General features: G+C 70.7%; 9 protein-coding genes. 1 reads left to right on the top strand and 8 read right to left on the bottom strand.

Annotated elements, in window-relative coordinates:
* Positions 1–91: 91 nt before the first annotated feature.
* From GRX01_RS04465 to GRX01_RS04455, 3 genes are read right to left on the bottom strand one after another with little or no spacing between them, the layout of a single operon-like run.
* The gene (locus tag GRX01_RS04465; protein ID WP_159663820.1) at positions 92–451 is read right to left on the bottom strand and encodes a (2Fe-2S) ferredoxin domain-containing protein; all 360 of its coding nucleotides are present in this window, start codon (positions 449–451) and stop codon (positions 92–94) included.
* Positions 448–1,233, bottom strand: a complete 786-nt coding sequence (locus GRX01_RS04460; RefSeq protein ID WP_159663818.1) for a CbtA family protein — start codon at positions 1,231–1,233, stop codon at positions 448–450. The genes GRX01_RS04465 and GRX01_RS04460 overlap by 4 nt, the downstream gene beginning before the upstream one ends.
* A gap of 1 nt (position 1,234) precedes the next feature.
* Complete coding sequence (locus tag GRX01_RS04455; protein ID WP_159663816.1) at positions 1,235–1,420, bottom strand: CbtB domain-containing protein; 186 nt, start codon at positions 1,418–1,420, stop codon at positions 1,235–1,237.
* A gap of 186 nt (positions 1,421–1,606) precedes the next feature.
* Between GRX01_RS04455 and GRX01_RS04450 the strand changes: the two genes are divergently transcribed.
* On the top strand, positions 1,607–3,178 hold the full coding sequence (locus tag GRX01_RS04450) for an FAD-binding domain-containing protein (RefSeq protein WP_233740858.1): 1,572 nt from the start codon (positions 1,607–1,609) through the stop codon (positions 3,176–3,178).
* Between the two features lie 43 nt (positions 3,179–3,221).
* Here the strand turns inward: GRX01_RS04450 and GRX01_RS04445 are convergent, their stop codons facing one another.
* From GRX01_RS04445 to GRX01_RS04425, 5 genes are all read right to left on the bottom strand, one after another.
* Positions 3,222–4,304, bottom strand: coding sequence for a phosphotransacetylase family protein (locus tag GRX01_RS04445; RefSeq protein ID WP_159663812.1), 1,083 nt, complete (start codon positions 4,302–4,304; stop codon positions 3,222–3,224).
* On the bottom strand, positions 4,301–6,505 hold the full coding sequence (locus GRX01_RS04440) for an acetate--CoA ligase family protein (RefSeq protein ID WP_159663810.1): 2,205 nt from the start codon (positions 6,503–6,505) through the stop codon (positions 4,301–4,303). Before GRX01_RS04440 ends, GRX01_RS04445 begins: the two co-directional genes overlap by 4 nt.
* A gap of 291 nt (positions 6,506–6,796) precedes the next feature.
* Entirely contained in the window at positions 6,797–7,501 is a 705-nt protein-coding gene (locus GRX01_RS04435; RefSeq protein WP_159663808.1) for an endonuclease III domain-containing protein, read from the bottom strand.
* A gap of 423 nt (positions 7,502–7,924) precedes the next feature.
* Positions 7,925–10,882 (bottom strand): GAF domain-containing protein, encoded by a 2,958-nt coding sequence (locus tag GRX01_RS04430; RefSeq protein WP_159663806.1) that lies wholly within the window; start codon positions 10,880–10,882, stop codon positions 7,925–7,927.
* Positions 10,883–10,990: 108 nt separating this feature from the next.
* Positions 10,991–11,491, bottom strand: a complete 501-nt coding sequence (locus tag GRX01_RS04425) for a hypothetical protein (protein WP_159663804.1) — start codon at positions 11,489–11,491, stop codon at positions 10,991–10,993.
* Positions 11,492–11,700: the final 209 nt, after the last annotated feature.

The following is an 11,700-nucleotide window of genomic DNA, read 5'->3' as shown; positions in this document are numbered from 1 at the left end:
CCGTCGGCTACCCGTCCGCGGCGACCCCGGTGGAGTCGCGGACGGCGGGGCGGTCACCCAAAGCGAGGCGTCGGCGGTACGGTGATCGAGGTTACCCCAGCGGGGGACCGGTCGCGTCAGCCGGGACGCCGAGTTCCGATGCGTCCGGACCGAACACCTGCGCGAGGAGGTCGGGTACGTCCGACGGAACCACGTCGGAGAACCACCGCCCGCGCGGGTGGACCGCGACGGCGGTCCCGTCGGCGCTGCAGAGTCCGAGACAGCTCGTCTCGGCGACGTGGACGCTCGACCAGAACACGCCGCGGTCCTTCAGCCACGACTGTACGGCGTCGAGCACCTCATCGCCGTGGGCCTCCGCGCAGGCGGCGTACTCCGAGTCGCGGGCGTTGGTGCACACGAGGACGTGATCGGTGAAGCCGCCCTCGGCGATCTCGGCGCTGCGCTCCCTCATCGCTCCCCCGCGGATGCGGTCGCGCTGAGCCGAGTTCTCTCGGGGTCGTCGACCCGTTCGGCGCGGGCGGAGCGCTCCCGAAGGCGGGCGTGGGCGCCGGCCAGCACCAACCACAGCAGCGCCTGTCCGAAGACGACCACCCCGGTCAGTCCGGTCGCGAGACCCGCCGGTATCCCCGTCGGCGTCGCGACCGTGGGCACCCCGACGAGGCTGACCGCCGCGGCGGCGAGCATCCCCCACGGGGCGACGCCGGCGACGCCGGCGACGAGTCGGCCGTGATCGGGGCGCGTCCTGGTGTACGCGTACATCCCGAGGACGGAAGCGACCCCCCCGGCGAGCGTCGCGGCGAGGTAGACCGCCGTCGCGGCGTTCGGGTCGAGCGTCCGCTCGACGCCGGGTACCGCCGGTGGCAGCACCAGCCACGGCGCCACCGAGACGGTGAGGAACCCTGCAGCGCCGAACACGTAGCTTCGAGCGGCGCCGTCCCCGGGCACGATCGGTTCGAGGAAGTAGAACGCCGCCCCGAACACGGCTGTCCCGAGGAGGACTCCCCAGAGGACACCGGAGACGACGCCGACGGCGTCCGTCACGACTGACGGGAACACGCCCTCGGTCCCGGCCCCCTCCGCGGCGTGATCGTGATCGTGAACGGCGCCGTCCGCGTGTGCGCGATCGTCGGCGAACGCCACCAGCGGGTTCGCCACGAGCGCCACGAACAGCCCGAAGACGACGCCGGCGACGAGTCCCGCCTTCACGCCCCTGACGAGGTAGCCGGCGAGCATCTCAGTGGCAGACGATGCCTGCGGCGTGACGGAAGTTGTGCATCGCCTCGTGGGCGGCCGGTTCCTGGAGCGCCAGCAGCGTGAACCCGAGCGCCGCGATCGAGAGCGCCGCAGCCAGCGCCTGTGCCGGGGTGATGGTCGTTCGCGCGTGGTTCCATCGGCCGTGAACGGAGTCTGTCGCCGTCATAGGCAATTCAAATTGTCCGAAAACAAGCAGGGTTGTAAAACTTTCCTGCGGCGAGCGTCGGTTCAGAGGCCATCGGTTCGGATGCCGTCGGTTCAGAGGCCGTCGGTTCGGAGGACTCGTGGGGTCGTCACGGTCGCCCGCCGATCGAGGTGAAGCGTTAACACCGATTCGCCCATGATCCGGACGATGAGCGACGACCCGGACGACCTCGGAGGCGTGCCCTCGCCGCCCGCCGTCGCCGAGGGGTCGGCGTGCGTCCTCTGGCACCGGCGTCACCTGCGGGTCCCGGATCAGCCCGCGGTGACGTACGCGACGCGGGAGTACGAGACCGTCTGTCCCTTGTTCGTCTTCGATCCCCACTTCTACGGCGAGGACGCGCTCGCCTGTGACGCTCGGCGTCGGTTCCTCCACGAGTCGCTGTCGGATCTCGGCGATCAATACGCCGACCGCGACACCGCTCTCGTGTACGCTCACGGGGACCCGCTCGACGTACTGGGACGGTTTCGCGACGCCGGGTGGGACGTCGTCGCGACCGCGGACGCGACGAGCCGATACGGGAGGCGCCGGGACGACCGCGCGGCCGAACGGCTCGACGTTCGGTACGTCGACGGCGACGGGATCCGCAGGGGAGTCGACGATCCGCGCGACGGGTGGGCCGAGCACGTCGAGTCGTACCTCCGGAGCGACCCGCTGACCCCCGACGATTCGGGGTTCGGAAGCCACGGCGTCGACGCCGCGACGAGCGTCGAGGCTATCGAGGGGAGCTACGACGTGACTCCCGCGAAGGAGTCGGTCCCCGTCGGCGGGCGGTCGCCCGCGCTCGCGCGCCTCGACCGGTTTCTGGACCGGATCCACGAGTACCCGGAGTCGATCTCGGCGCCCGCGGCCGCCGAGACAGGGACCAGTCGGCTGTCCCCGTACCTCCGGTTCGGCTGTCTGTCCGTCAGGGAGGTGTTCCAGCGTCTCGAACGCGACGCGCCCGACGGCGCGGGCAAGGAACTGTTCCGCGATCGGCTCTACTGGAACCGCCACTACACGCAGAAGCTTCAGGACTGGCCGGGGTGGACCGATCGCGCGGTCAATCCGGTCTTCAGGTGGCTGAACCGCGACACGCGCGACGAGGAACGCATCGACGCGTGGAAGGAGGGGCGGACGGGCTACCCCATGGTCGACGCGTCGATGCGCTGTCTGCGCGAGACGGGGTGGCTCAACTTCCGGATGCGCGCGATGTGTGCGTCGTTCTTCGGCTTCCTCCTCCGGCAACCGTGGCGCGTCGGCGCCGACCACTTCTACGAGCACCTCGTCGACGCCGACCCCGCCATCAACTACACGCAGTGGCAGTACCAGACCGGGCTGACCGGCGTCGCAGCCGTCCGAATCTACAACCCTCGGAAGCAGGTCCGTGAGAACGATCCCGACGGCGCGTTCGTCCACCGCTGGGTCCCGGAACTGGCGGACGTCCCGCCGGAACACCTCGACAGGCCGGAGAAGCTCCCGCTGTCGATGCAGGCGGATCTGGGAATCGAGATCGGGGAGGACTACCCCCGACCGATCGTCGAGTTCGAGAGCGCCCGGCGGGCGGCGCGAGAACGGTTCGACGCGCTCGCGGACCGGGCTCGGGAGGCGGCGAACCACCCCAGGGTCCGTGAGCGACTCTCGCTATCGCGGTCGGGGCGAAGCGACGACCCGGCGGAGCCGGACGCGGAGGGTGGTCCCGACGGGAACGCCGGTCAGTCGAGTCTCGACGCGTTCGAGTGATTGTCGGCTGTGACCGGAGCCACACGTCGGATCCGATTGCGGACTACTCGTCGGACCCGGCACCCGGGTCGCCGCCGATAAGCGCGTCCACGTCCGCGTGGGTCTCCAGCAGCTCGCGCATCACCTCGACCGTCCGCGCGTCGCGGGTCCGGCCGCTGCGGATCACGTCCTCCGCGCGGTCGACGGTCGTGAGCGTGTCCGAGGGAACCGACAGCACCGGAAGGCCGGCCTCCTTCGCCTTGCCGAACACCGACCCGGACGGCCGGTGCCCGCCGGTGAGCACGAGACAGCGGACGCTGTTGGCCTCGACGGCCGCCGTGGCGATGTCCGAGCGGTCGCCGCCGGTGATGACCGCGGCGTCGCGGGCGCGACGGAAGTGCCGCAGCGCCTCCTCGGCGCCCATCGCGCCGACCATGAACCGCTGGACGAGCGCGTCGCCGTCGCCCTCGACGAGCGTCTCCGCGCCCAGTTCGTCCGCCAGCGCCGACACGGTCACGCCGGCGAGTTCCGGGCTGCGCGGCAGCGCGCCGAGCGTGTCGACGCCGCGGCTCGTGAGGAACGGGATGACGTCCTGGTCGACGTCGTCGTACACGGCGTCGTCGACGCGGTTGAACAGGACGCCCGCGAGGCTGTCGCCGATGTCGTCGACGGCCGCGAGCAGGTCGTCCACGTCGCCCGGCTCGCCGTACTCGGCGACCAGCAGTACGTCGGCGTCGAGCAGTTCTGCCACGTCCGGGTCGGTGAGGTCGACGACGCCGCCGGTGCGGACGTTCCCGCCGCCCTCGACGAACATGGCGTCGGCGTCCGCGGCGAGCCCGTCGTACGCCTCCGCGATGCGCTCGCGGAGTTCGTCGGGGTCCTCGCGGCCGCGGATCGCACCCTCGATGAACGTCGGCGAGTAGACGATCGGCTCCATCTCGTGCATCTCGGCGTCGAGGCCCAGCAGCTCTCGCGCGAGCATGGGGTCCTCGTCGAGCGTCTTGCCGACGACGCTCTGGAGGCGCGTGCCCTTCGGTTTCATGTAGCCGACCTCGCGCCCGCGCTCGGCGGCGATGCGCGCGAGCGCGAGCGTGACGGCCGTCTTGCCGGTGCTCTCGGCGGTCGATGTGACGAGTAACGGGTTCATGACTGGGTCTCCAGCTCCTCGGGGTCGACGGTGAGTCGCAGGTCGACGGCCCGGACCCCGTCGGGCGTCGCGACCAGTGGGTTCACGTCCAGTTCCACGATGCTCGGGAAGTCGGCGACCAGCTGCGAGACGCGCCTGACGGCGTCGACGACCGCGTCCAGGTCGACCGCCTCGCGTCCGCGGGCGCCCCGCAGGAGCGGCGCGGCGTCGATATCCTCGGTCATCTCGACGGCCTCGTCGTGCCCGACGGGCGCGAGGCGGAAGGTGGTGTCCTCCATGATCTCGACGAACACGCCGCCCAGCCCGAACATGACGAGCGGACCGAACTGCGGGTCCGTGTGGCTGCCGACGATCGTCTCGACGCCCTCGTCGAGGTCGATCATCTCCTGCACCTGCACGCCGAGGATCGTCGCGTCGGGCTGGTAGTTGCGCGCCCGCGAGACGAGGTCCTCGTAGGCGTCGGCGACCTCCGCGACCGGGACGCCGACCTTCACGCCGCCGATGTCGGACTTGTGGAGGATGTCCGGCGAGACGATCTTCATCACGACCTCCTCGCCGATCCCCTCGGCGACCCGCTCGGCCTCGGCGGGGTCGTCGACCACCGCGCCCTCGGGGGTCGGGATCCCGTAGGCGTCGAAGATCCCCATCGCCTCGACGCCGAGGCGGTTGTCCGACCGCTCGGTCACCGACGAGAGGATCTCGCGGACCCGCTCGCGGTCGGCGTCGATCGGCTCCGGCTCGGGGTACGAGCGCCCCCGAACCTCGCGGTACTCCGCGAGCGACTCCAGCCCGCCGACCGCGCGCGCCGGGTCGAAGTACGAGGGGACGCCGCGGTCACGGAGCACGTCGCGGGCGTCGGCGAGGCGGCCGCCGCCCATCAGGCAGGCGGCCATCGGGACGCCGTGCTCGTCGGCGGCGTCGGCGATCATCTCGCCCAGTTCGCCGAAGTCGAGCGTGGCGGTCGGCGCGGTGATCACGACGACCGAGCCCACGTCCGGGTCCTGTAGCGCGATGTCGAGCGCCTCGCGGAACCGGTCGACGCTCGCGTCGCCGATCACGTCGACTGGGTTGTACACGTTCGCCTCGTCGGGTAGCGCCTCGCCGAGGCGGTCCACCGTCCCCTCGTCGAAGCTCGCCAGCCGGAGGCGCTCGGCGTCGCCGACGGCGTCGGTCGCCATCACGCCCGGGCCGCCGGCGTTCGTCACGACGGCGACGCCGTCGGAGTCGGGCACGTCCCCGCCGGAGAGCGCGCGCGCGGCGTCGAACAGTTCCTGTACGGACTCCGCCCGGAGGACCCCAGCCGCGTCGAGACCCGCCTCGTAGGCGCGGTCGGAACCGGCGATCGCGCCGGTGTGGCTGGAGGCGGCCTGCGCGCCGGCGTCGGTGCGCCCTGACTTGACGACGGCGACGGGCGTGTCGTCGGTCGCCTCGCGGGCGGCGTCGACGAACGCGCGACCGTCGACGATGCTCTCCAGGTAGCCGACGACCACGTCGGTACCGGGGTCGTCGCCCCACGCACGGACGAAGTCCGTCTCATCGAGGACGGCCTTGTTGCCCAGCGAGACGACGTCCTTGAAGCCGATACCCTGTTCCTTCGCCCAGTCAACGACCGCCGTGACGAACGCCCCCGACTGGCTCATGAACGAGATGCCGCCAGCCGGCGCCGCATCGGGGCCGAAGGTGGCGTTGAGCCCGCGAGGGCTGGACATCACGCCGAGGCTGTTGGGCCCCACGAGGTTCAGGTCGTGCTCGTCGGCGACCGACCGGAGCCGTCCCTCGCGGTCGGCTCCCTCGGCTCCGGTCTCGCCGAAGCCGGCGGTGAGCACGACGACGTTCCGGACGCCGGACTCGCCACACTCGCGGACCACGTCGATGACGGCCCCCGGCGGGACCGCGACGACCGCCATGTCGGCGTCGGCGTCCGCGACCGACGCGACGCACGACAGTCCAAGCACCTCCTCGCGGCTGGGATTGACTGGGACGACCTCGCCGTCGAACTCGTCGATGAGGTTCTCCGTCACCGCCCGGCCGACCGACCCCTCCCGGTCCGTCGCGCCGACGACCGCGACCCGATCGGGGTCGAACAGCCCGGCGAGCGCGGCGCCGCCGTCGACGGCTGTGTCCTCTGGGAGCGGTTCGTCACCCCAGAACGATTCTTCGCCGTCGACGTGGCCCTCCGTCGGGTCGTGATCACCGCTCATCTCCCACCTCGAACCGTGGTCGACCCGGACCGACGGCGGTCCCGCTCGCGAGCCGCGGGGGCCGGTCGGCCGATCGCGTCGGAACTCGTCTCGTGTACATCGTCACCGCCCGGCGATTCGCGGTCGCCGCACAAGAATCCATCCGCCGTTGTCGGCGACCAGGGTTCAGCGATCGTCCGCATCGACCTCCCTACCGGCGGTTCTTCCCGATCGATCACTGACAGTGCGTCGTCGATCGGGAGAGATCATCGCCCTCACGGTCACCGTCTCCGAGTGGACTCGGTGGCCGTCTCAGCACCACTCGCAGTCGCAGTACCGGTCGCACACCGGGTTGTCGCAGTCCGCGTTCCGCGCCGCACAGTGCGTCCGCCCGTGCTCGATGAGCAGCACGTGCAGCGGATACGTGAGTTCGTCGGGGATCGTCGCGTCGAGCACGTCGTGGGCACGGGCGTTCGACGCCGACTCGGGCACGAGCCCGAACCGCTTCGACACGCGCTCGACGTGCGTGTCGACGGCCATCGTCGGCTTGCCGAAGTGGAAGTTGAGGACGACGCTGGCCGTCTTGGGGCCGACGCCCTTGATCTCGGTGAGCCACGCCTTCGCCTCGTCGGTCGCCATCGCGTCGAGGAACGCCAGGGAGTACGCGCCGCCCGTCTCCTCGCGGATCGCCGCGAGCGCGCGCTGGATCCGCTCGGCCTTCGTCTCGGCCAGCCCGGCGACGCGGATCGCCTCCGCGAGTTCGTCGAGCGGGGCGGACTCGATGGCCTCGAAGCTCCCGTACGTGGAGAAGAGGCTCTCCGCGGCCCGCTCGGTGTTGGCGTCCGCGACGTTCTGCGAGAGGATCGTCGTGATCAGCTGTCGGACACCGTCGCCCGGATCGGGGTCGCTCTCGGCGCCGTGGGCGTCGGTCGCGCCGACCGCGCCGTACTGGTCGACGAGATCCCCGTGAAGGTCGCGGACGGCAGCCTCGTCCCAGCTCGCGTCCTGACTGGACATGCGGAGCTGTCCGGGCCGGCGCGGCTAAAACGCCGCGGCCCCGACCCGGGTCGGCGGGCGCCGCCTGTCTCGAGTCCCCCGGACTGCGTCGGAGGAAGTAGCAAGATTTACCGTTGGTGGCGAGAAGCTATCCCCGGGTCGACACGATCCACGCATCGATCGACGGTCGGCCCGGTTGACACCACCGCTGGACGGGGCGATCGGCCGTCGCCCCGGTCCGGTTTCTCACGCGGGACGGTTCGTAGGTGTCGTCCTCGCCGGTTTCGACGAGCACTCGACGCGGCGGCCAGCGGGACGCCGATCGCGACGGATATCGGACCGAACCCGAGCCTCTCGACGGTGATGCGGAGTGGGGCGATCCGCCAACACGCGTCGTCGACGCACCCGTTCCGGTCGTCGCAGGCGGTGGCCGTCGCCGAGCCGTCAGCGTTCGTCGTCATCGACGCCGGTCACGTCGAACCGCGCGCCGCCGTCCTCGCTCTCGGAGACCTCGACAGCCCAGCCGTGCGCCCTCGCGATCTCCCGGACGATGTACAGCCCGTATCCCGTGCTCTCGTCGTCGGTGGTGTGGCCGATGTCGAAGACGGTCTCGCGCTCGGCCTCGGGGATCCCCGGGCCGTCGTCGGCCACGTAGAACCCGCCGGGAACGTCGCCGACGGCGACGCGAACGTCGTCGCCGCCGTGTTTCACCGCGTTCCTGATCAGGTTCTCGAGGAGCTGTTTGAGCCGGCTCGGATCGGCGGCGACCGTCCGGTCCGTGTCGACGACAAGCTCCGCTCCGGCCGTATCGGTGTGCGCCCAGCTGTCGGCGACGGCGGACGCGAGGTCGACGAGTTCGACGTCGCCGTCGTCGTGTCCCCGACGCGCGATCGCGAGCGACTCCTCGAGCAGCGAGATTGCCCGGTCGATCGCGCTCGCCGCCGAGTCGAGGTGGTCGCTGTCCGTCTCCTCGCGGGCCAGGACCAGCCGGCCCTGGGCCACGTTGAGCGGGTTACGGAGGTCGTGTGAGACCAGCCCCGCGAACTCGTCGAGCTGTTCGTTTCTGCGACGGAGTTCCTGTTCCCGTTCTATCCGATCGAGCGCGGCGACCACCGCCGTCGCCAGGACCTCGCTGAACGTCTTGTCGGGTTCGTCGAACGCGTTCGGTTCCGTCGAGGACACGATGAACACGCCGTGCCCGTCGAGCGGGTAGACGATCACGCTTCGACTCGGCGTCTCCGCGGCGAGCCGTTCGCGCGTTCGGATGTCGTCGATGTATCGTGGCTCGCCGCTGTCGAAGGCGTCCCAGACGACGGCGGCGGCGGGGTCGTTCTCGGAGTTCCGTTCGTACACCGGGAGCTCGTCGAAGGACGTCTCGACGGAGTCGGCGTGGGCCGCCAGCTCGAGCCGGCGCCCGCCGTCGCGGACGAAGTGGACCCCGCTCAGCTGTGCGCCGAGGACCTCGTTGGCGGTCTCGACGGCGACCTCGGCGATCGCCTCCGGCGTGGCCGCCTGCATCAACCGCCGGGTCCGGTCCTGCAGTTCCTCGAGCACGTGCTCCCGCTCGATCCGGTGTAACACGGCGGTGGCGTGCTCCGCGAGAGTCCGCGCCATCGACACGTCGAGGTCGTCGAAGGCGTCACGTTCCGGCGACCCGACGAGGAGTACGCCGTGATCGGCAAGCGGGAGCGCCATCTGGCTTCGTATCGCCGTTTCCGGGTTGTACGGTTCGGACGCGTCGGAGATGTCGCCGTACACGCGGGGCTCGCCCGCCTCGTAGGTCCGGCCGGCGATACCCTCTCCGGGGGCGATCGTCGGCGGCGTGCCGACGACCTCCTCCGTCTCGCTCGTCCACGCGACCGGGACGAGTCCGTCCACGCGATCGTCGTACAGGTGGACGCCGTTGTACGGCAGATCGAGCACGTCGCGGAGCGCGTCGGCGGTTATCTCCCCGACTTCGTCGGCGGTCTCCGCCTCGACGAGCGCCCCGGTCGCGTCGTGAAGCTCCTCGATCGCGTTCGCCCTTCGCTTGCGTTCGGAGATGTCGACGTGCCACACGTACCACCCGTCGGCGCGGTCGCCGTCGCTACCCCACGGGATCCCGCTCAACAGGAACTCCCGTTCGCCGTCCGCCGTCTCGCGGACGACCTCCGCGAGGATCGACTCGCCCTCGGCGATCTGTGACCGGAGCCGACGATGGTCGTCCACCCGCTCGGGAGGAACGACCACGTCGGCGATGTCCGAGCCGACGGCCTCGTTCGGGTCGTATCCGAACGTCTCCTCGAACGCCTCGTTGACGGAGCGGATGCGATGGGTCTCGCCCTCGTCGAGAACCTCGCCCTCGATGACCGAGTTCGGGGCGTTCGAGAACAGCGCCCGGCGCCGGTCGGCCTCCTCGCGAAGGCGCTCCTCGGTCTCGAAGGAGTCCAACGCGTGTGCGGTGTCGTTCCCCACCCGCTCGAGCAACTCCCGTCCGGACCGGTCGATCACGTTCCCGGCGTCGGCCGTCACCACGAGCGCGCCATGTACCGTGTCCGCCGATGCGATCGGAACCGCCGCCACCTCGTCGCCATCGAACGGGTGCTCGTCGCCGCCCGGCCACCCGCCGTTCGGTGGCCGACCGCTCGACCCGCCCCGCTCGCGCTCGTCGGACTCGTCCGCGGCCGCGTCTCCCTCACGACGGCGATCGGACCGCACGACGACGCCGTCCGCCTCCAGTGCCTCCCGTGCGAGGGCGCTCGCGACCGATCCGAGCGTCCCCTCGTATTCTTCGGGTTCCGTGGAGTCCTCGGGGGTCGCCGACGTGTGGTGTTCCTCGAGCGTGAGGTGTTCCAACGCGGCGTCGTCCCCGTCGTCCTCGAGCGTCGCGACTCCGGCCGACGAGAACGGGCCGCCGTCGACGAGGAGTTCACACACACGCTCGAGCGCGTCGGCCCTCGCCGTCGCTCGGAGGAGCGCCTCGCCTACCCCGCGAGCGACACCGTGCGGTCGCTCCGTCGCGGCCGATCCTCCGGCGGCACGGAACCGCTCGACCGCGGCCACCACCCGGTCGACCACCCGGTCGCGTCGGTCGGCGTCCGCGTCCGTCGAGAGGCAGTCGGTCGCGCCCGCCGCGAACGCCCTGCTCGCGAGCGCGTCGCCGTCCTCGTCGGTGTGCAGCACGAACGGGAGCAGCGGACGGTCCACGCGGACCCGTTCCAGGAGGTCGATCCCGGTTCGGTCCTGCAGCGCGTACTCGGCCACGACGCAGTCGACCGCAGTCGACGCCAGCCTGTCCAGCGCCGTCTCGGCGTCGCCGACGGTCTCGGTGGACACACGCCCCGCGCGTTCGAGCGAGCCCACGATCGGCGCCGCGGACTCCGGATCCGGGTCGACGTGGAGCACGCGGACCTGGTCCGCCATACTATCAGAACAATGTTCCGTTGCTACAATATATACGTTCGGTTACAGTATCGAATTTGATTCCCCCATGGCCGATGTCCGTCGGGCGCATCGTCGATCCGTGTCGGATCACCACTCGTGCGTCCGGCGATCGGCGGACTCGTCTCCGGTGAACAGTTTCAGCGTCGCGACGAACGTCACTGTCCCCTCGGAGACCGACCGTGCGACGGGCGTGTCCGGCACCGCGACGGCGTAGGGGTCGACTGCGTGGCCTGCGGCGTCGGTCAGATCCTCGTACAGCGCGTCGTGTGCGGCCGAGAGCGAGACGAACGCCGTCGGCGTCCCGCCGTCGTCGACCAACGACGGGGCGTCCTCTCCCGCGCCCGGGACGACCACGGGTCCCGGGAGCTCGTGCGCGTCGTACCGCAGTCGGATGTCGATCCGGTCGGCACTGACGACGAACGCGACGCTGCATGCGGGGAGTACGGCCCACTCGTCCACCTCGATGCCGTCGGCCCCGTAGGCGACCGCGCGGTCGACCGTTCGGGTGATGTCGTGTTTCTCGGCGTCCGACAGCGGCGATCGCTCCCGGGCCTCGATCGGCGCATCCTCCCGATCGGGGGACTCCATACTCGTCGAACCCGGTCCCGATTGAAAACCGTTCGTCCCCGAGTATCACCCACGAAACCGGCACCGTGGGGGGTCCGATCCGTGTCGGTTCGATGTCCCCGTCTCGTGAGCGTCGTTGATACCGGGGTCGGCGGGAGTTTACCCCGTCGCATCCTCTCGCCCGTCCACATTCTCGGTGTCACCGTCCGGGGCGATCTCCTCAAGGTTGA

The sequence above is a fragment of the Halobaculum saliterrae genome (assembly GCF_009831625.1).
GTDB classification, from domain to species: Archaea; Halobacteriota; Halobacteria; order Halobacteriales; family Haloferacaceae; genus Halobaculum; species Halobaculum saliterrae.
Note: the sequence above shows the minus strand (reverse complement) of the source record. Positions and strands in the feature narration are given on the sequence as shown.